We start from the raw sequence: 20,661 nt of genomic DNA, 5'->3' as shown, positions 1-20,661 counted from the left end.
TATTAAAAATTCGCGTTTAATGAGAATCCAAAACTCCTGGTGGCAGGTGATGAACCTTCATCCACACCTTGCCTGTACCATTTGTCGCCAATAGGAGCTTCCGGGTCAAGATTTTTAAGTGTGCGGTATACATACAATAGGTTTCTTCCTACTAAAGAGAACCTTAAATTGTTCAGGTGCAACGCTTTGCTTACGCTTGCCGGCAACCTGTATCCAAGTACTACTTCACGCAATTTCACGTAGTTGTTTTTAAATACAGCGTTTTCGTTTACAGAGTTTTCGCCCCAATCATAAGTATTCAGGTAGTAAGAAGCCGCATCAACAATAGTGCTGTTTTTCTGTCCGCTTTCATTTACGCCTTCCAATATAACACCATCGTTGTAGGTTTTTCCTCCGCTTGGTGCAGTTCCTAAATGCTTGCCGCCACTGCCATCAATATAATAAGCTAAGCCACCATGAGCTGCATCACGATACTGTAAAGTGCTTTCGTACATACCTGCGGCGGTACCATACTTTAATGGGTTTGATACCATTTTACCGCCAAAACGGTAATCAACCAATACATCAAGAGAGAAGCCTTTGTAGTTGAAAGTATTGGCAATACCACCTACAATTTTAGGTTGTATATTACCCGCGTTCACATATTTTGATTTATCAATAGTGTATAAACCATCGCTGTTTACAATCTTGTTGCCATTAGCGTCTTTAGCTATTGGGTAAACCAATATATTACCTATAGGCTGGTTAGGCTGGGCCACAACCAATAATGCAGATTGATCGCCGGTGTAGAAAGTAAGCCTGTCAAAACCTGGCGCCAGGTTGTTTACTCTTGAATGGTTAACAGCAAAATTTAAACGCACATCCCAGTTAAATTTACCAACAATTGGCTTGCCGTTGAAACCAACCTCTAAACCATTGCTGTGTAAAGTAGCGGCATTAGCAAGTAAGCTGCCGCCACCCGTTGATGGTGCAACATTCAAGGCCATAATTACGTTTTTAACCTGGTTGTTATAGTAAGTGAAATCGAAACCTATACGGTCTTTCAGAAAACGGGCCTCCAGGCCGTATTCCTGCTCATATTTCATTTCGGGCTTTAACTGCAGATTGCCATAGGTAGCATCAAAAGTAAGCTGAGTAACAGAGCCATTTTGTGTTTGTAACGACGATTGGTTGTACAATACGTTAGGAACATATCTTGGTGCTTTATTACCAACCACACCGTATGATGCCCTTAATTTTCCATAGCTGATAAATTCAGGCATTTGAAATGCATCTGTAAACACAAAACCCGCATTTACTGATGGATAAAAATAGGTATTGTTTTGCGTAGGAAGCGTTGAAGCCGATTCATTACGTGCAGTACCTTCTAAAAATAAATAGTTTTTGTAGTTAAAGTTCAAGATTCCGAAAACGGCCTGGCTTTTCAGGAAACCACGGGTAGCGCTTGTATTTGCCACACCGTATGAGTTAGATATAGAAAAGAAATTTTCGGTAACCAAACCACCATTAGTACCTGATGATTGATCGCGGTAAGTTTCGCTGCGTGAAGTATAACCACCGCTAACAGACATACTCAGATCTTTGGTCAATTTTGGCGAATAGGTTAACAATAAGTCACCGTAAGTAACAGAATACTGTCCTTTGGTAACACCATAATAACCTGTGCTTGACGGGGCGTTAAAAGCTATAGGATATTCGTTGTACTGTTGTGACTCGGTATTGCGGCCGGTATAATCACTGCCGATACGTCCACGGAACTTTACATTTTTAAGTACATCCCAGTTTAAAGTAGCGCTGGTGATCAATCGGTTTTCGTTTTCATCTTCGCTGTTCTTTAATTGAGTCCAGAAAAAGTCCATAATATCCGCACCGCTCATGTTGTATTTGAAAGCCTCGGCTGGGTTCCTGACCGCATTGGCAAGCGTTACGTATTTATAACCTGCTGATGTTTGATAATTATCAAGCAATACATCTGCTTTTTCCGAACGATTTAAGAAGCCACCAAAGTTGGCTAAAACACGACCAAGCTGATACGGACGGTTATGGGTTAAGGTATTTACGTAGCTCGCAACGATATCCGCGCTGATTTTGTTGCTTAACTTAACAGTGGTATTTAAGTTAAAAGAGTTTTTTTGTTGTTTTTGACCGCGCTGAATACCTGTATAATCCAAACGGGTTGCAGACAAACGGTAGTTAACATTATCCGTTTGGTTTGATATAGCGATGTTGGCGTTTGAGCTATAACCTGTTTGAAACAAGTCCTTGTAATTATTAGGCTGTGGGCTGTAATCCCTGATCTCGCCATCCCACCACCTGATTTTCTGACCTTCCATTTTAGGGCCGAATTGTGCATATGAGCTAAAACGCGGCCTGTAACCTGTAGGCGAATTAGTATCAGCTAACCAGCCATCTTCGGTAAAACCACCTGCAAGATTGGTAGCACGGTCATAACCAGGACCGTAAACGTTTTGAAAATTTGGTGTAAAGGCAACCTGCTCGGCAGTACCTACATAGTTGAAATCAACACCGAGCCCTCTTGATTTTGAGCCTTTTTTGGTGGTGATAACAATAGCACCGCTCATAGCGTCAGATCCGTAAAGAGCTGTTGCACTTGCACCTTTTAACACCGTAAGCGTTTCGATATCCTGTGGGTTGATATCCAGGATCCCGTTACCTCTGATCCGCTGATCAGACCAGTACCCATCGTTGTTTGAACCACCGGCACCAGCTTCACTATTATTACGGATAATAACACCGTCTACAACATACAGGGGTTGAGTGTTGTAGTTAAGCGAGTTGATACCGCGGATCTGTACGTTTACCGCACTGCTTGAACCACCCGGAGCAGTAGTAATTTTAACACCAGGAGCTTTACCGTACAATGCCGAAGCAAAGTTGGTATTACCAGCCTCGGTTAACTGCTTTGCCGTAATTGTAGTAGTGGCATAACCCAGGGATTTTTCCTGGCGTTTGATACCGAATGAGGTAACTACTACTTCATTTAATTCGCCTTTGCCCGCAGCCAGTGTTACGTTGATCACAGCATTGTCGCCAACGGTAACTTCTTTTGGGGTGTAGCCTACAGATGAAAATTTAAGCACTGCACCTTTAGCCACTTTAATGCTGTATGCACCATTAATATTGGTTTGTACACCGGTTGTTGTGCCCACAACTAACACGGTTACACCCGGTAATGGACCGGCGTCATCGCGCACCACTCCCGTAACATTGGTTTGGGCAAATAAATTTGCCGAGATAAAAAGGGGCAGTAGCAGGACCACCCACCTTTTCAAGTTTAGATAAAATTGTTGCATGAAAATTAATTAATTGAGTTAAAAAAAGCTCTTTAATGTGTTTATGCAGGCTCGGAAATATTGCCCTGCGGACTAAGTTTATATAGATTTTCAATCACCGTGGTTACGCCTCCTAATAATTGCGCGTTGTTACCGAGGTTTGAAACTGCTAATTGGGTGTAAGTTGTTAAGCGGGGTATGCAATGCTCATTCATGGCCTGCTGGATAGGACTAAGCCATAATTTACCGATAACGCTCCCCTTCCCGCTTAAAATGATGCTTTCGGGATTCATTAAATGCAGCAATATGGCCAGGCCCTGACCAATAAAATAAGCTGCCTCGGCAATGATTTTTATTGCAAAGGCATCACCTTTAAGCGCTTCGGCAATGATATTATCTGCCGATACATTATCATATTTTACCAGGCTGCTAACTTCCCCCTGTTTCAGGCCTTCAGCAGCTTTAGCTTCAATAGCCAGCAAAGAAGCTTCTGTTTCCAGGCAGCCCTGCTTACCGCATGAGCATAGTTTTCCATTTTTATGAAGAGGCAAATGGCTAAACTCTCCCGCAAAACCGCTGTGCCCTTTAAATATCTCTTTATTGATGATCATCCCCAAACCAACGCCCCAACCCAGGTTAATGATCATGGAGTTATTGCGGGCAATGGGAAGCCCAAATTTTTGCTCGGCCAGCGCTATAGCCGTCGAATCGTTTTCAATAAATACCGGTAATTTTGCCTGTTTGGTAATGTAGGTTACCAATGTTTCTTCCGGGGCCTTAAGAAAACTCAGGTTATTCCCTAAAAACGCGTCAATAAACCCGGGCATGGTAATCCCTATAGCTAAAAATTTATCTTGCGGTAATCCTGAATTAACAACTACGGCTTTAATACAGGCTATTAATGAATGGATTGCATCCTTGTTATCGCCCAGTTTTAACTCAAACTCCTGCACTTCTCCCACAAAATCATTATTCATATTGACAATTACAATCCTTGTCAGAAACTGGTTCATAGCTACCGAAATGATAAAGCCGGTATCAGCTATCAATGAATAAGTTGCGGGTTTTCTGCCGCCGCTTGAGGCCCTTATACCTACTTCCTTCACAATATCTAACTTCATCAATTCGGCTATCCCTTTGGTCACATAAGGAATGCTTCGGCCTGTATAAATACTCAGGTCGTTAAGGGAAGCTGTTTTACTGTAATACAGCCCTTTAATGAGGTCAATATGTTTAAGAAACATGAAGCAGGGGTTTATATCTGCATATTTAAATAAATTAATTTAATAAAGAAAGAAAACTTTTTATTTTTTTTAAAAAGTATGAGATGGATTTATAAAAGCAATAGCTACTTTTGAAAATGAGAAGAAATCTATCACACCTTTTCCTGGTATTTTTTACCATGTTATACACTGGTTACGCACAGGCGCAACACCGTGTAAATCCTGACGAGATCAAAGAAAAAATGCAATGGTTTGCCGATACCAAGCTGGGCATATTTATTCATTACGGCATTTATTCTGTAAAAGGGATAGATGAAAGCTGGAGTTTTCATAATAAAAAGATCAGCTATCCGGATTATATGAGCCAGCTAAAAGGCTTTACGGCAAATCAATATAAACCAGATGAACTGGCAGAACTGATTAAAGAAAGCGGTGCCCGCTATGCGGTGATGACTACCAAACACCATGATGGTGTGGCTTTATGGAACAGCAAATACGGTCCGCTGAATGTAGTACAAAAAACTCCTGCCAAAAAAGACCTGCTAAAACCATTGTATGACGCGTTGCGCATACGCGGTATAAAAGTAGGGGCATACTTTTCGCTGATAGATTGGAGCCATGCCGATTATCCGGGCTTTTTGAAAGATAGCAGCCGGTACCAGGTTAACTCCCAACCAGCAAAATGGGCTAAATATTTAACCTTTATGAACGGTCAGCTGGATGAGCTTGCAAAACAATACAACCCCGATCTCTGGTGGTTTGACGGCGACTGGGAACACAATGCCGAGGAATGGAAAGCATCGGCTGTACGGCAAAAACTGTTAAGCTATAATCCCAACGTCATCATCAACGGACGCTTGCAGGGTTTTGGCGATTACGACACGCCCGAGCAAAACTTCCCGGTATCGAGGCCTAATTATAAATGGTGGGAGCTTTGCATGACCATCAACGATAACTGGGGATATCAGCCACAGGACACCAATTTTAAAACCCCTTATGAGATCATCAGCATTTTTATCGATGCCGTAAGCTACGGTGGAAATTTACTATTGGATATTGGGCCCAAAGGAGATGGCAGCATTCCGCAGCAAGAGGTGAACATGCTTAAAGAATTGGGTGCATGGAACAAAAAAAACAGCGAGGGGGTTTTTAATACCATAGCAGGCATGCCACAGGGACATTATTATGGCGCAAGCACCCTGTCGAAAGATTCAACCACGGTATACCTGTTTGTTCCGGCTAAAACAAGCGCTCCGGTATTGGTGAAAGGCTTAAAAAACAATATCAAAAAAATCAGTGTTCTTGGGAGCAACACACCACTAACCTATAAAATCGTCGGCAAAATTTCCTGGAGTGCCGTACCGGGATTGTTGTATATTTCCGTTCCTGAAAACCAGCAGGATAAATACATGTCTGTAATAAAAATTGACCTTAACGGAAAACTTGACCTCTACCATGGTAAAGGAGGGTTTCTTACCAATGAGTAGCATAATAACGTGAATTAAATACGGAAATATAAATGCTGAATGAATTCTCCAAAAGCCTGTAATAAACCAATTGCGGGCTTTTGTCTTTATATTAGTCTTTGAAAGCTACACCCAACCAAGCCTTATCTCCCTTTTATTACGCGGATAAACCGTATCAGGCAAAAAAAATTAAATTTTTTTTGCCATTAAAACAACCTCTTTTACCGCGAAGTACTATTGTGGGTCAAGCGTATCGATATATTTACATCTTGCTTTTAATCAATAGTTTACAATAATTTTGTTTCATCAAACCAATTATTCGGCACCTTTTTAAACAACAGTAAAACCTAATGCCGGGCAAATAGCGCACCTCGGTAGTCCTAAGCTGTTTGTTTTAAAGTTATGCCGATCATACCAGTTGTAAACTAAAAACCAATTTATGAACAGCAAACCAAAAACTACCTTTGCAACCCTATTGGGCCTCGCCCTTTTTGTGGCCTTATTTTTTTCTTATTGCACAAAAAAACAAGTCTCGCCGGCGGCGGCAAGCAATGATGCCGCCTCACCGGCATTAAAAACCCAGGCTACCGGCTTTATCCATCCCGGGATCCTCAACACGCAGCAAACGCTTGACTATGTGGGCCAACAGGCTAATTCAAATGATGCTAACCGACTGGCAGCCTATCAGTTTGTACTCAACTATTGTAACAATCATAGTCCCAGCGGTGCCTACAAGGCCACTGTGCAGGTAGCCGGCGGCGTTACAACACCCGACGAAATTGCTTTTAAAGGCGATGCCCTGCTGAGCTATGCCCTGGCACTGCGCTGGGCTAAAACCGGCACCGCATCATATGCAACTACCGTAAAACAAATTCTTGACGGCTGGGCCAGTCATTTTCAAAACTTCAGCGTAACCGGCTCTCAGCCCAACCAGGCTTCGCTTGAGGCTTCATGGGCCGCCCCTACTTTTGCCGCAGCTGCCGAAATTATCAAATACTACATACCGGCCAGCGGTGTTGGCGGCGGCTGGACGACTGCCGAAAATACCCAGTTTGTAAACTTTCTGAACAATATGAAAGACAATTACATCAACAACGTACCCAATTTCAACAACAACTGGAACGTATCTGCGGGCTACGCTAAAATGGCTATCGGTGTATTTGAAGACAGTCAAACTGTATACCAAAACGGCATTACTGCTGTAAAAACTGTGTTGCCTAATGTAATTGCATCAGACGGCTCAATGAACGGCGAGATCTGCGGTTCGCATAATGACTATGTGCATTATCAGTACTCCCTTACCGGTTTGAGTTATGCCGCTAATATTGCCGGTATCCAGGGGGATCTGTCTATCTACTCGGCAAGCAGCAGCCGCTTATTAACCGGATTTAATTACCAGTACAAGTTAATGCACGGCACCGTATCTCCGCCTTGCTCTCCCAATGGTAATGTTAACAACCCTATCTGGCCGGGTATTGAAGTGGCCAACCGTCATTACGGGACTACCGAAACCAGCTACATAGCCAGCAATTATGTGTGCGACAGTAATGGTTTGCCCAATGGCGATATCGGTTTCCTCTGCTGGACAAACTATACCCATAACAACGTGCCTACCACTTTTTAACCAAGCGTTCGCTTAATAAATCTTTTACAAGCCGCTCTGCTTTTATGACTGACCTCATTTAACGGAGCGGCTTTTATCGTTATACAAATTAGCGGCTCCATTAGCGTATATCCTGCATTTAATGTACAAAATGCGGCTTCTTACTTTTTCCAATATTCATTAATACTACCGCAAACAGGATAAGGATAACACCTGCCCACTGCAAAAAACTTACAGATTCTTTTAACAGGATGCTTGCCATGATTATAGAAACCGGTATTTCGGTAGATGCGATAATTGCTCCAAGCCCCATGCCCGTTAGCGGCATCCCCCTTGTAAACAGCAGCGGAGGAATTATCGTTCCGAACAAGGAAAGCAGGAGGCCCCAGCGCAGAAATATCCCATATGAAAACTCACTATTTAACGATGAATGAAAAACACAAACAATTATAAATAAGCCCCCCATAATCATATACAAGCTTCGTTTTAACGGGGGGAAACCAAGTTCAATGTTATTTGACGAGTACATACTTGCCGTGTATGAAATAGCTGCCATCATGCCCCAGCCAAACCCTTTCCAGTTTATATTGCCTGATTGTTTAAGCATATCTGTGGCCAGGATCGTTCCTCCCAGGATAATAAAAACCGATATGATCTTATGCAAGCCGGGCAGCTTTTTATGCAGCGCCATCTCCAGGATCACGCTGATCCACACGGTTTGCATTAATAACACAATGCCAATACTCACCGGGATATACTGAACTGCCTGGTAAAAGAACACACTGGTTAAACCCAACGAGATCCCTGCTATAATTAATTTCAATATACCTTTTGTGCCCGATGTTTTTATTACAGGCACATGCTTCTGTTTACGGAAGAGGCTTAAAACAAACAACCCGATAAAACCCATGCCGAATTGCGAAACGGTGACTTCTGCCAGACTGTAGCCTTCATGATAAGCCATTTTTACAAAGGTTGCCAGCATTCCATAGCTGCAGGCCCCAAGCGCAATAAAAACGCTTCCTTTTAGCACACTGTTTTTCATACAACCTCAATTTCCATATCTATCAGATCTTTTAGTTCCTGATACGATGTTTCTGTGGTAGTTTTAAGTTTCTCCGGCGCGTAAGATACCCCGTTAACTGAAACACCATGGATATTGCTCACCCCAATAATATTAAATACTGTTTTTAAATATGTGCTCTGGAAGTCGAGGTGTTCATTATGATCCCCCTTTTCATATCCCTGCGCCCCTCTTGAAAGCAAAAGAAATACAGTCTTATCTTGAAGTAACCCTATATACGGATTATCCATATCGGCCTTATTAAACTCAAATGTTTTATTCACCCTTACAACCTGATCTATATAAGCTTTGAGCACACTTGGCACCGACCAGTTATACATTGGCGAAGCAAGTACAATAATATCGGCCTCCAGTAATTCTGAAATATAAACATCACTTATTTTTAAGGCGTCCTTTCCCACTTCTGATCTTTCTGTCTCGGGCTTAAAAGCCGCGGCAATCCAGTTTTCATTAATGTGAGGCACGTCCTCAGCTCCCAATTCACGATACTTGATCAAGGGGTTGGCATGGATGCCTTTCCAATGATTAACAAACGCCTCAGACAGCTTTCTGCTTTGAGATTTAGCTGTTCTTGCACTTGCATTAATAACCAATACTTTTTTCATTTTACTAATTTTATACAAAAGTACCGGGCACCTGGATTATATTTGTATACCAGTTTAGATAAAAACTACAGCCCAGGTGTTACCCTATAAATCATTGATCCAGGTTGACCGGAACGCTTCCGTATCCTTACATATCCAGGTGTGCAATATGTTTATATCATTGATTACCAGTGGTACGCTACAGCCTGCCGATATCCTGCCGGGATCCCGCGTACTTGCACAATTGATTGGTATTAACAGGAACACGGTAAAACTGGCTTACGAAGAGCTGGTTAGCCAGGGTTGGGCCGAATCAGTTGAGCGCAAAGGCGTATTCGTGCTTTCAAAGTTACCAGTACTTTCCAGGCCTGCCGTTCCTGAGCCAGGTAAAAACAACCCTCACCATGAAGCTTTTACCTGGACTAATAAATTTGAAAATGCATGGATCACTAAAGGTCCCGAAAAGGAAATGCTCACCATTGATGGCGGCTTTCCGGATGTGCGCTTAACGCCGGTTGATCTGTTAATGCGTGAATACCGGAGCCTTTCCAGGAGATTATACGGAAAGAACTATTTGAAATATGGAAGCTCCAAAGGTTCGGAAAACCTTCGTACTGCTATTTGCAGCTACCTTTCACACACCAGGGGATTGAGTGTTCCTGTCGAAAATATAGTGATCACCAAAGGTAGCCAAATGGGGATCTATTTAGCTACCCAACTGCTGATTAATCCCGGTGATAGCGTAGCCGTTGGTCTTTCAAATTATGTTTTGGCTGATGATACTTTCAGATACGCAGGTGCTAACCTTGTGAGGATTCCGGTTGATACTTATGGAATGGATATTGATCATCTTGAAACGATTTTACAATATAGAAGTATCAAAGCAGTATACATCATACCGCATCATCACTACCCAACAACGGTAACCATGAGTACGGAGCGGAGGTTAAAATTGTTAAAGCTTGCAACAGAATACCGCTTTGCTATTATAGAAGACGATTACGACTTTGATTTTCATTATAACAACAAACCTTACCTGCCACTGGCAAGTATTGACCATAATCAAAACGTAATTTATATAGGCTCTGTTACTAAAACATTTGCTCCCGCTCTACGCATTGGCTTTATGACCGGGCCTTCGGCATTTGTTAACGCAGCAGCAGCGTTAAGAGAGCTGATAGACAAGCAAGGAGACACAGTGCTGGAAGAGGCATTTGCCGTACTGTTTAATAACGGCGAGATGGAAAGGTACTTCAGAAAATCGTTAAAAATTTACAGGCAGCGCAGAAATTTGCTTTGCCAGATCCTCCAATCGGATTTCAGCAACGATATAACTTTCAACGTTCCCGAAGGCGGCCTTGCTGTTTGGGCAAATTTTAATGAGCAGATTGATTTAGTAAAACTGGCCGAAGATGCCGCGAAGAAGAGACTTCAGATAGACGACGGGAGTTTTTACAAAAACGAATCTTATGCTGTTAACGGAATCAGAATGGGCTTTGCCTCTCTCGATGAAAATGAGACGATCAAAGCACTTGAGCTCCTGAAAAAGGTACTGCATTAACATGGCTGGGCCACCCTTTATTTCAAAGCTGGTATAATTAGTACCAATATCAGCGCTCTAACTTTGTATCAAAATAATTTTTTAAAATGGAAACACGAATTAAAATTGACAAAGTAGAGCCCGCCGGATACAAAGCTATCCTTGGACTTGAAGGATTTATTGAAAGTACACCGCTCACAAGAAAACATAAAGACCTGATCAAAATCAGGGCCTCGCAAATAAATGGATGCGCTTTTTGTATTGACATGCACACTAAAGAAGCCCGCAAAGCAGGCGAAACGGAACAGCGCATTTATGCCCTTAACGCATGGCGTGACACACCGTTTTTTTCAGAAGAAGAACGGGCGATACTGGCATTGACAGAAGAAGTTACTTTAATCAGTAACCATGTAAAAGATGAAACATATCAACAGGCAGCCAAAGTGCTGGAAAAAACTTACCTGGCGCAAGTAATCTTAGCCATTATCACTATCAATGCATGGAACAGGATAGGCATTACAACCAACTTGATTCCGGCGTAGCTTAATAGAAGGTGGAAAATGTTTAAAAGGCATTTTCCACTTTTAAGTATTGCCCGAAATCACCTATAATTATAAAGCTTAATACGCTGGATCCCATATTCGCCCACCGGAATCCTCAAATGTCTTCCCTGGTGGTCTTCATCACCATTTAAACGGCGTCCCGGCCGCCATTTTCCGTTAATAAATACGCCTTCGTCTACCTGCAAGATGCCTGCACGTACTCCAGCTTTAACCGGCTTAAAGCTGATCACCAGGCCGGTACCGCCTACATAAAACTCATCGTTGGGCAAGGCAATAATAATACCACCGGTTAGCAGCCAGTTTGCATCCTTTGCTTTTGGCGACCAGCCCAGCGTTAAATCATGCGAAACCGTCAGGATATAGTCCCCCATTTGCAACCGCACTGTATCCGCATCCTTACTTAACAGTACGCCCTCCATAGTTCCCTTGCGCTTTGCCTTGCTGATCTCCCCCGACAACTGCTGAATAATATTATACGATTGGCTAAGTGGTTCGCCCGCCGTTTTGTTAGCTGTTTCAATAGAAAAAGGTGAAAAACCCAGCGCCTTATAATGCCCAATGGCATAAAAAGCTTTAGCATCTACACCATCCTCAAACCGGTGCTCGGGGATAAACAATGCATTATCCGGCCGGGCGTAACGATCATTCCAGTAGCTGAAATTAGGATTATAAAAATCGGGCGACAGCAGGTCAATATCGGGCGCACCCGCTTTCCATATGTCAATTAAATGCGGCAACGGGCCTGCAGAAGGGTATTGCCCCGGCTTTTTGCCCGGCGCGTTAAGGGCGGCATTCACGTACATCGGCAGCGGGTAAACGACTTTGCCTGCTTTAGCTACAGCGTTGGCATATTCAGCAAAGTACCAAGCCATAAACAATTCGTCGGTAGCCGGGCTTTTGCCAAAAACCGATTCCCAGTTACCTGAAGTTTTATATCCTCCCTCCTGCCATATCTTTTGCATTTCCGGCACAAGCTTTTCCTTGTGCGAATTTAACCAGGTAATTAGCTTTTCCGGAACGGGCTGATTGAAAGCCTCATTGGCTAACGTTGAATGATCACGAGCGTCTGGCAACATACCAATCTCGTTTTCAACCTGTACCATCAGTACTGTGTGTAACTTACTATCGGTTTGCTTAATATGCCGCATTAACACGCTAAAAGCTTTAATATCTGCCTGCAAAGCATCTTTGGAGAATGGTGAAATGATTTCTTCGGGACCACCCATACTATTTACTACGCGCGGAAAACGCTTTTCGTTGGTTTTAACCCAACCTGGCGCATAACAGCTCATGCTATTTTTCCAGGTGCCAAACCAAAGCAGCACCAGTTTCATGTGATACAGCCGGGCACTTTTGATCAAATCATCAACCAGCGTAAAATTAAACTTGCCCTCTTGTGGCTCCAATAGTTCCCAATAAACCGGGGCTATTACCGTGTTGAGATGCATCTTTTGCAGCTTAGGCCAAATCGGGGCCATATAAGCAGTGCTTGAAGTGCTTGAGTTTCCAAGCTCGCCTCCTGTCATTAAATACGGTGCTCCATCTACCAATAATTCGGCACTACCGCCGTAATATTGTATATGCGGTATTGCTTGAATAGTATTTTGTGCCTTAAGTATACAGACTACCAAACAGCACAAAACAAATATCAATATGTGAGCCTTCATAACTCTTTTGATTACGCTGATGTAAAGAAAAAACAACCTTATCTGTTACTTACGTGCATACCCCCACGCCAGAGCTTTAAGCATGGTAACCGGCTTACCAGATAAGTGTGTAACATCATCAATAATAATATGCTTAAAAACAAGGTTTTCATAATGCCGGTTCTCTAATAACGCCGCCAGCCGCTTGTTTGGTTCAACCTGACCCCGTGTTTCCAATCCGCCCACTTCCATAAATACATTTACGGGCAAGCTTTTATATTTGGAGGCATATTTCTTTTCAATTTCAAATATAGCTCCATTACCATAGCCCAATGCAGGGCTACCTATCAGAATATTTTTGAACAGCGTTGGCTTTGTAAACAAGGTGTAAGTTGCAAACAAGCCCCCCATCGAATATCCGTACAGCGTACGATTTGCGGGATCGGTTTTTAATCCGGCATCTACCGATGGGATCAATTCCTTTTCAATAAAATCAAGAAATACCGGCGCCCCCCCGCTTTCGGCAGCATTTGGGACTGAAACCGGTGTAAAATCCCGGTTGCGTTTGTTACCGGGCGTACCAATCAGGCCACCATCGCCAATAGCCACCAATATGGGTTCGGGGATATGATATTCGGCCATCAATAGTCCTAAATACTCCAGCGATGGTGAAAAGTCGTTATCACCATCAACCACGTACAATACCGGAAATTTCTGTTTAGAAGTATCATAGCCAGCCGGGTAATGAATATAAATATCATAATCATTACCTGCCAGTTTAGAGTGCATTTGCCGGTGTTCGGAGTTAGGGATAATAACCGGCTTAACCTGCTGCGCAAAACCACGCGCCCCCAACAAATCAAGCAATGGCAGTATCAGGGTTAATGCTTTAAGGATTTTCATATCAGTTGAGATTTACAAAAACGGATCGATCAGCTTAATAGATCCATCGGCGTTATGCTGTAACTCGGTTACTTTCACATTGCGCAGGTGTGTTTTGCCCGATAATTGGGTATCATGATAAAATATGTACCATTTACCTTTTATTTCAATGATGGAGTGATGGGTTGTCCAACCCTGCACCGGTTTCATAAACACGCCTTTATAGGTGAATGGCCCAAGCGGACTGTCGCCTATCGCATAGCAAAGTAAATGCGTATCACCGGTTGAATAGGTGAAGTAATATTTTCCGTTGTATTTGTGCATCCATGAGCCCTCAAAAAAGCGGCGGTCATGATCTTTGGTTAACAGCGGTTTGCCAACACTATCTAAAATAACAGCATCTTTTACAGCGCCGTCAAAGGTTTTCATATCGGGTTTTAGCAAAGCTACTTTACAGCTTATAGCCGGGGCATCTTCCTGTTTTGAGTCGGTTTTTGAACCGTCAGCTTCATATTTTCCTGTCATCCAGCGCTGAAGCTGCCCACCCCAGATACCCCCGAAATACATATATGTTTTGCCATCGGTATCCGTAAACACAGCCGGATCAATACTGTAGCTTCCTGCAATTGGCTCAGGCTCGGCCTTAAACGGGCCTACCGGACTGGCAGAAGTTGCTACGCCGATATGGAATACATCTTTTTTATCCTTCACCGGGAAGTACAGGTAATAGGTACCGTTTTTATAAGCGGCATCAGGGGCCCAAAGCTGCCGGCCTGCCCAGGGGATATCCTTAATATCAAGCGCAACACCATTATCTGTAACCTTACCGCCAACACTATCCATCGACAGGATGTGGTAATCCTTCATGGCAAAATGGTCGCCGTTATCATTTTCGGGGATGCCTGCATTGATATCATGCGATGGATAGATATAAATTTTACCGTTAAATACATGAGCCGAAGGATCAGCAGTGTAAATGGAACTGATGAGCGGCTGGGAAAGGTATTTTACTTTTTTGCCTGTATCTGCTTTTGCGCTATCGGCTGTATCAGCTGTTTTTTTTGTTGATGAATCACATGCACTCAAAATGCACAGTGGTGCAAAAAGTGCGAGGATTAATTTTGCGGCGGTAAATTGCTTACTCATTGGCGTTTGGTTTATGGTGGTGATTAATTGGTCATGTAATTGTTCCCTCCTATGCCCGGCACGTAGTAAAATTTCATCTTTTTATAATAGTCAAGCGGGTGCCGCGGCTTTGCATAGGTGGCTCCGATGGGCATTTTTGAAAACGTTTGAAAATATAAAACACAGGCATCGCGCCAGGTTGTGGCCTCGTTTAACTGAACCTGCATCAGTTGCCGCACTTCGGAAAAACGTTCGGCGTCTATCTTACCCTGCATTTTATCCCAGGTGAGCCCCATCTGCTTAACGGAATCGGCTCCGTTATAATAGTGGCGAACCAGCTCATCCCACAATGATCTGCCCGAGTGCATTTTGTAAGTCCAGCTTAAATGGTGAAACCAAAGCAGGTATTCGTCGGGGCAGGTTTGCAGGTTTTCCCAGCGCGTTTTAACCTGCGGTGCATATTGCGAGAGCGCATTACTGCCCGTGCCGGTACGGTCAAAGCCTATCCCTGCCGAATCTGCCTTATGATAATAAGTGGCATTCCAATCCGGGCGACCGGCATTATCAACCCATGGGCCAGGGCCATAATGCGTTGATACCCCCATGATGTGGTGCAGGCCAAGCGGGGTCATATAATTAACCGTATTTTCTCTTGATTGCAGCATGAAGTTTTTTACAGGCGAGATAAAGCTCTCGTCATTGGTAAAGGTCATTTTGAGCCAGTCGGCGGCAATTACCGCCGGTGGTTGCTCCGGGTTCCAGGCCATGCGGCCGAAGGCATACCAGTTGGCCTGTGCAAAAGGGTGGCCGCACCAGTTTAAATCAGTGCCGATATTGGCCACCCCGGCCATCCCGGTTATCAGTTTTTTGTTAAAATCACCTTTCAATATACGTGATACTGTTGAACCTTTACCACGCGTGTATGTATCCGATTGCAGGCATTCGGCAAATAACGGCGCTTCATAAACCAGGTGTGTTGAAAAGCCAAGGTATTCCTGCGTTAACTGGAACTCCATCATCAGCGGCGTATTGGGCATAGCCCCAAACAGGGGATGAAATGGTTCCCGCGGCTGAAAATCTATCGGGCCGTTTTTTACCTGGATGATCACATTATCCTTAAACTTGCCATCAAAAGGCTTAAACTCGTTATAGGCTTGTTTAAAACGGTCGTCCGGAACTTTATTATCATAAACAAAGGCACGCCACATCACTATACCATGATGCGGGGCCAAAGCATCGGCCAGCATATTTGCTCCGTCGGCATGTGTACGGCCATAGCTTTGCGGACCGGGTTGCCCCTCCGAATTAGCCTTCACCAAAAAACCGCCGAAATCAGGAATGTAGCGGTAAATTTCATCAGCCTTATCAGCCCACCATTTTTTTACTGCGGGATCAAGCGGATCGGCAGTTTTTAAGCCCCCCAGCTCAACCGGGCTGCTGAATTTTACCGACAGATAAATCCTGATGCCGTATGTTCTGAATACACTGGCCAAAGCCTGCACTTTTAACAAATATTGAGGCGAAAGGATCAGCGCATCGGCATTTACATTGTTTACAACCGAACCATTAATCCCTATCGAGGCATTAGCCCGCGCATAATCAATATAACGCTGATCAACCACTCCTGGCAGCTTGTGCCAGTTCCAGATGGATGAGCCCGCATAGCCCCGCTCTACCGTACGGTTCAGGTTATCCCAGTGATCCAGTACCCGGTACATCATCCTCGGATGATCTGAAAGATCCAGTTTATTAATAGATTGATAGGTTTGGATCAGCTTTAAAAAATTGAAAACACCATACATAACGCCGGCATCGGTGTTAGCAATTATGATGATACATTTCTTTTGCCTGACAAGGGCAGTTTTGATAAGATACCCCTCGCTGCCGATGCTATCGGGGGCAGTTATCGAAAAAGCCTTTAGTGACTGCGGCGTACCTATTATAATAGTTTGCCCATTAGTTATGCTTTTAGTATCTCGTGGCTTTAGGGCCAGCATTCCATCAAGGCCCGTTAAGAGCTCGGCCTTCGCAGCCTTAAGCTGGTCTGATTGTGCCGGGAAGATCATGTATTGCAGCTGTTGCCTGTAAGCAACGGCCAATTGCCGGTTGGTTACCTTATTATATTCAAGCCATAACTTATAACCATTATCCGCATAAGCTTTATTTATCGCCGCCATGAAAAGCAGCGCCAACAAACACATGTTCTTTATTGAATATTTGGCCATGGCATTATTAATTCAGCTTATAAACCATTAAGGTGATTTATAAAAACACAATTGATCTGTTAAAAAAATTCATGAATGAAACAGGCTAAAGCCATGCCTCATTTAATACGGTTTATAAAATTTTTAATTTTATGCAATCGATTGCAAGATATAAACTTTTATTACATTTAGCAATAGGAATTTAATTATTGACGCCTTAACTAAGTAGCTATTTAGAGCTGGAAAACCGCTTTAAAGCTACCTTACTTATTACAGCTATTGCTCGTCGTACAGGATGCGTTTAATCCCCATCTCCAATCCGCGCAACTCGGCCAGGCCCTTTAACCTGCCAATTACCGAATAACCCGGATAGGTATTATAATTAAAGTCATCAAGTAGTTTATGTCCGTGATCAGGCCGCATGGGGATAGCTATATCGCTCCGGCCTGCATTTTCACGGGCTATCTGTTCATTGATAATAGCTTTCATCACGGCATACATATCAACGCTGCCTGTTAAATGATCGGCTTCATAAAAGCTGCCATCCGGCTGCCGGGCAACGTTGCGCAGATGTAAAAAGTGGATCTTATCACCCAGGCGGCTTATAATTTCAGGGATATCATTTTTGCCCGAGGCACCTAACGATCCGGTACAAAGCGTGATACCATTGGCAATTGAAGGGTAACTATTTACAATATCAGTCAAATCATCCAGGGATGAAGCTACACGGGGCAGCCCCAGGATAGGAAACGGGGGATCATCAGGGTGGATACACATTCTGATGCCCAGTTTTTCGGCATATGGGATTATCGCCCTTAAAAAATAAAACAGATTTTCCTTTAACGCATTAGCATCTACCTCACTATATTTATTAAGATGTTCTTTAAATTCGGCAATAGAGAAAACCTCATCTGTACCGGGCAGGCCGGCCAATATCGTATTGGTTAACAGCGTTCTGTCTTCATCACTAAGCCCATCGAGGTAATGTTTTGCAGCTGTCTGTTGTTCGGTGGTAAATTCGGTAAAGGCATGTTCCCGCTCTAAAATATACAAGTCAAAGGCTGCTAAAGCCGGAGCGTTGTAAAGCAATGCCGATGCACCGTTTGCTAAGTGATGATCGAGATGCGTGCGGGTCCAGTCCAATACGGGCATAAAGTTGTAACACACAGTAAAAATCCCCTCGTCTGCTAAGTTTTGCAGTGTTTGGATATAATTATCGATGTACCTGTCACGCCCCGCACTACCAATTTTGATACTTTCGTGAATATTTACGCTCTCCACAACCGCCCAGTTAAAGCCTGCGCTTTCAATTACCGCCTTCCTCTGCCTGATCTCATCCCGGCTCCAAACATCCCCACAGGGTACGTGATGAAGCGCGGTAACTATTCCGCTTGCGCCTGTTTGTTTTATTGCATTTAAAGTTACCGGGTCGCCGGGGCCAAACCATCTGAAGGTTTGTTCTAAATCTGGTACCATATTATTTAAAAACCGATTACTATCAGCGCGATAAATTTATGCAACCGATTGCATAAATCGCAATACTTTGTTAATATTTTTATACTTTTATCCATTAAACAATTTCGCAGCAGTTATTATCAAGCCTGCAACATCGTTTAAGCAATCAAATTAATTATATGCCGGGCAGCGAAAAAGAGATAACCATATATGACATTGCCGAAAAATTAAAGGTTTCGGCAGCTACGGTTAGCCGTGCGCTCAAAGATCATCCGCGGGTTAATAAAAACACCAAAAAGAAGATTATTAAGGCAGCCGAAGAAATGGGTTACCGCTCCAATTCATTCGCCAGCAATTTACGCCGTAAAAACAGCAACATCATCGGCGTTATTGTGCCGCGGCTCAACAGCAGTTTCATGTCGGATGTTATTGCAGGCATCGAAAAAGTGGTGAACGACAATAACTACAACCTCATCATCAGCCAGTCGTTAGAGACGATGAAGAAAGAGATCAGCAACGCCAGGGCTATGCTGAATAACCGGGTTGACGGGCTGCTGGTTTCATTGGCTTATGATACCACCTGCATTGAGCATTTCGAACCTTTTATTAAGCGCAAGATCCCGGTGCTGTTCTTCGACAGGATCATTGAACATGCACATTATCCGCAAATCTATATTGATAACTTCAAAGCCGCTTACGAAGTAACCAACCACCTGCTTGAACAGGGCTGCAAAAGAATAGTACATATTACCGGCAACCAATTGCGCAATGTTTACGCCGAGCGTCTTCGCGGATACAAAAAAGCGCTCGAAGCACACCAAATTGATTTTGATGAGCAACTGGTGATCATCAACGACCTAAGTGCTAAAGAAGCTGCAGCTGCTACCGAAATTATTTTACAAATGGATCCCCTCCCCGATGGCATATTTACAGTTAATGATGTGAGTGCTGTAAGCTGTATACAAGTGCTGAAAAAAGCAGGCATCAAAATTCCCGAACAAATAGCCATAGCCGGTTTTAACAATGACCCGGCAGCGTGCGTGATTGAGCCCAATCTCACTACCGTAAATTATAAAGGATATGAAATGGGCGAAGTTGCCGCCAACATGCTTATCAATCATTTAACAAACCGGCAGGACCTGCAGCAAACGCATAGCCTCATCCTCAGATCGGAATTGATAGTACGCGAATCGTCATCCAGAAGAAAATAACATTTTTTTAAATCTCCATGAACTTAAAAACCAAACTTGCTATTGTAACCGGGGGAGCCTCGGGCCTTGGACTTGCCACCACCAAAAAATTTATAGAACAAGGCATCAAAACCATCATCATCGGCAGGGACGAAGCAAAATTGATTACGGCAGCACAGCAGTTTGGTAAGCTTTGCAGTTATAAACAATACGACCTGAGTGACACAAACGGTGTCCCGCAATTAATAGCGGAAATTGAGGCTGAATTTGGGGCGCCTGATATTTTGGTTAATAATGCCGGCATCAACCACAAAAAAGCTTTTGCCGAAGTAACTGACGAAGAGTTTTCAAAGGTGATCCAAACCAATCTTACTTCGGTATTTGCTATAAGCCGCGAGGTAGTAAAAACCATGTTAAAAGCAGGCGGCGGGAACATAGTTAATATCAGTTCAATGGCTGCACAATATGGCATCCCGTATGTTATTGCCTATACCGCATCTAAAACTGCTATCGAAGGCATGACAAGGGCCATGGCCACCGAGCTTTCACCGCAGGGGATCAGGGTTAATTGCGTTGCACCTGGTTTTATAGCTACAGATATGTCGGCAAAGGCGCTGGACAATGATCCTGCCCGCAAGCAAAAGGTAATGGGCCGTACCCCGATGGGTAAATTAGGAGAACCCGCAGATGTAGCCGAAGCCGTTTATTATTTAGCTACCGACAGCGCCAAATATGTAACTGGGGTTATTTTACAGGTTGATGGGGGTAATTCGATAGGGTTTTAATATCCTCTTATGGTCATG

15 protein-coding genes are annotated in these 20,661 nt (G+C 43.5%); 6 read left to right on the top strand and 9 right to left on the bottom strand.

The window, feature by feature from the left end:
- Positions 1-2: 2 nt before the first annotated feature.
- Both SNE26_RS26915 and SNE26_RS26910 read right to left on the bottom strand, forming a co-directional pair.
- Entirely contained in the window at positions 3-3,314 is a 3,312-nt protein-coding gene (locus tag SNE26_RS26915) for a SusC/RagA family TonB-linked outer membrane protein (RefSeq protein WP_321556933.1), read from the bottom strand.
- 41 nt (positions 3,315-3,355) lie between these two features.
- Entirely contained in the window at positions 3,356-4,537 is a 1,182-nt protein-coding gene (locus SNE26_RS26910; RefSeq protein ID WP_321556932.1) for an ROK family protein, read from the bottom strand.
- Between the two features lie 116 nt (positions 4,538-4,653).
- Between SNE26_RS26910 and SNE26_RS26905 the strand changes: the two genes are divergently transcribed.
- Together SNE26_RS26905 and SNE26_RS26900 are read left to right on the top strand one after the other, a co-directional pair.
- On the top strand, positions 4,654-6,003 hold the full coding sequence (locus tag SNE26_RS26905) for an alpha-L-fucosidase (protein WP_321556931.1): 1,350 nt from the start codon (positions 4,654-4,656) through the stop codon (positions 6,001-6,003).
- 418 nt (positions 6,004-6,421) lie between these two features.
- Complete coding sequence (locus tag SNE26_RS26900) at positions 6,422-7,606, top strand: alginate lyase family protein (protein WP_321556930.1); 1,185 nt, start codon at positions 6,422-6,424, stop codon at positions 7,604-7,606.
- Positions 7,607-7,724: 118 nt separating this feature from the next.
- Here SNE26_RS26900 and SNE26_RS26895 read toward each other — a convergent pair whose 3' ends face one another.
- On the bottom strand, positions 7,725-8,630 hold the full coding sequence (locus SNE26_RS26895; protein WP_321556929.1) for a DMT family transporter: 906 nt from the start codon (positions 8,628-8,630) through the stop codon (positions 7,725-7,727).
- Positions 8,627-9,274 carry an NAD(P)H-dependent oxidoreductase gene (locus SNE26_RS26890; RefSeq protein WP_321556928.1) on the bottom strand — a complete coding sequence of 216 codons (648 nt, stop codon included), beginning with the start codon at positions 9,272-9,274 and terminating at the stop codon, positions 8,627-8,629. Before SNE26_RS26890 ends, SNE26_RS26895 begins: the two co-directional genes overlap by 4 nt.
- Positions 9,275-9,350: 76 nt before the next feature.
- On the opposite strand from SNE26_RS26890, the gene SNE26_RS26885 reads away from it, so the two are divergent.
- Both SNE26_RS26885 and SNE26_RS26880 read left to right on the top strand, forming a co-directional pair.
- Complete coding sequence (locus tag SNE26_RS26885) at positions 9,351-10,814, top strand: PLP-dependent aminotransferase family protein (protein WP_321556927.1); 1,464 nt, start codon at positions 9,351-9,353, stop codon at positions 10,812-10,814.
- Between the two features lie 86 nt (positions 10,815-10,900).
- Positions 10,901-11,335, top strand: a complete 435-nt coding sequence (locus tag SNE26_RS26880; RefSeq protein ID WP_321556926.1) for a carboxymuconolactone decarboxylase family protein — start codon at positions 10,901-10,903, stop codon at positions 11,333-11,335.
- A 59-nt stretch (positions 11,336-11,394) separates the two neighbouring features.
- Here SNE26_RS26880 and SNE26_RS26875 read toward each other — a convergent pair whose 3' ends face one another.
- The 5 genes from SNE26_RS26875 to uxuA form a co-directional block, all read right to left on the bottom strand.
- Positions 11,395-13,023: a DUF5597 domain-containing protein gene (locus SNE26_RS26875; protein ID WP_321556925.1), complete on the bottom strand. Its 1,629-nt coding sequence runs from the start codon at positions 13,021-13,023 to the stop codon at positions 11,395-11,397.
- A gap of 45 nt (positions 13,024-13,068) precedes the next feature.
- The gene (locus SNE26_RS26870) at positions 13,069-13,905 is read right to left on the bottom strand and encodes an alpha/beta hydrolase-fold protein (protein WP_321556924.1); all 837 of its coding nucleotides are present in this window, start codon (positions 13,903-13,905) and stop codon (positions 13,069-13,071) included.
- Positions 13,906-13,917: 12 nt separating this feature from the next.
- On the bottom strand, positions 13,918-15,030 hold the full coding sequence (locus SNE26_RS26865) for a glycoside hydrolase family 43 protein (RefSeq protein ID WP_321556923.1): 1,113 nt from the start codon (positions 15,028-15,030) through the stop codon (positions 13,918-13,920).
- 23 nt (positions 15,031-15,053) lie between these two features.
- Complete coding sequence (locus tag SNE26_RS26860; RefSeq protein ID WP_321556922.1) at positions 15,054-17,234, bottom strand: alpha-glucuronidase family glycosyl hydrolase; 2,181 nt, start codon at positions 17,232-17,234, stop codon at positions 15,054-15,056.
- Between the two features lie 255 nt (positions 17,235-17,489).
- A complete protein-coding gene (gene uxuA, locus SNE26_RS26855) occupies positions 17,490-18,689 on the bottom strand; it encodes a mannonate dehydratase (protein WP_321556921.1) in 1,200 nt (399 codons plus the stop codon).
- A 158-nt stretch (positions 18,690-18,847) separates the two neighbouring features.
- Here uxuA and SNE26_RS26850 point away from each other — a divergent pair, with 158 nt between their 5' ends.
- A complete protein-coding gene (locus tag SNE26_RS26850) occupies positions 18,848-19,879 on the top strand; it encodes a LacI family DNA-binding transcriptional regulator (protein ID WP_321556920.1) in 1,032 nt (343 codons plus the stop codon).
- A 17-nt stretch (positions 19,880-19,896) separates the two neighbouring features.
- Positions 19,897-20,643, top strand: coding sequence for an SDR family oxidoreductase (locus SNE26_RS26845; protein ID WP_321556919.1), 747 nt, complete (start codon positions 19,897-19,899; stop codon positions 20,641-20,643).
- Positions 20,644-20,661 lie beyond the last annotated feature (18 nt).

It is taken from the genome of Mucilaginibacter sp. cycad4 (assembly GCF_034263275.1).
Classification (GTDB): Bacteria; Bacteroidota; Bacteroidia; order Sphingobacteriales; family Sphingobacteriaceae; genus Mucilaginibacter.
The sequence above is the reverse complement of the archived record's forward strand: the minus strand, read 5'-3'. Positions and strand labels throughout refer to the sequence as shown.

What these genes read in the sequence shown, in the direction of transcription:
- SNE26_RS26915 (WP_321556933.1), bottom strand. Translation starts at nt 3,314, where the DNA reads ATGCAACAATTTTATCTAAACTTGAAAAGGTGGGTGGTCCTGCTACTG.
- SNE26_RS26910 (WP_321556932.1), bottom strand. Translation starts at nt 4,537, where the DNA reads ATGTTTCTTAAACATATTGACCTCATTAAAGGGCTGTATTACAGTAAA.
- SNE26_RS26905 (WP_321556931.1), top strand. Translation starts at nt 4,654, where the DNA reads ATGAGAAGAAATCTATCACACCTTTTCCTGGTATTTTTTACCATGTTA.
- SNE26_RS26900 (WP_321556930.1), top strand. Translation starts at nt 6,422, where the DNA reads ATGAACAGCAAACCAAAAACTACCTTTGCAACCCTATTGGGCCTCGCC.
- SNE26_RS26895 (WP_321556929.1), bottom strand. Translation starts at nt 8,630, where the DNA reads ATGAAAAACAGTGTGCTAAAAGGAAGCGTTTTTATTGCGCTTGGGGCC.
- SNE26_RS26890 (WP_321556928.1), bottom strand. Translation starts at nt 9,274, where the DNA reads ATGAAAAAAGTATTGGTTATTAATGCAAGTGCAAGAACAGCTAAATCT.
- SNE26_RS26880 (WP_321556926.1), top strand. Translation starts at nt 10,901, where the DNA reads ATGGAAACACGAATTAAAATTGACAAAGTAGAGCCCGCCGGATACAAA.
- SNE26_RS26875 (WP_321556925.1), bottom strand. Translation starts at nt 13,023, where the DNA reads ATGAAGGCTCACATATTGATATTTGTTTTGTGCTGTTTGGTAGTCTGT.
- SNE26_RS26870 (WP_321556924.1), bottom strand. Translation starts at nt 13,905, where the DNA reads ATGAAAATCCTTAAAGCATTAACCCTGATACTGCCATTGCTTGATTTG.
- SNE26_RS26865 (WP_321556923.1), bottom strand. Translation starts at nt 15,030, where the DNA reads ATGAGTAAGCAATTTACCGCCGCAAAATTAATCCTCGCACTTTTTGCA.
- SNE26_RS26860 (WP_321556922.1), bottom strand. Translation starts at nt 17,234, where the DNA reads ATGGCCAAATATTCAATAAAGAACATGTGTTTGTTGGCGCTGCTTTTC.
- uxuA (WP_321556921.1), bottom strand. Translation starts at nt 18,689, where the DNA reads ATGGTACCAGATTTAGAACAAACCTTCAGATGGTTTGGCCCCGGCGAC.
- SNE26_RS26850 (WP_321556920.1), top strand. Translation starts at nt 18,848, where the DNA reads ATGCCGGGCAGCGAAAAAGAGATAACCATATATGACATTGCCGAAAAA.
- SNE26_RS26845 (WP_321556919.1), top strand. Translation starts at nt 19,897, where the DNA reads ATGAACTTAAAAACCAAACTTGCTATTGTAACCGGGGGAGCCTCGGGC.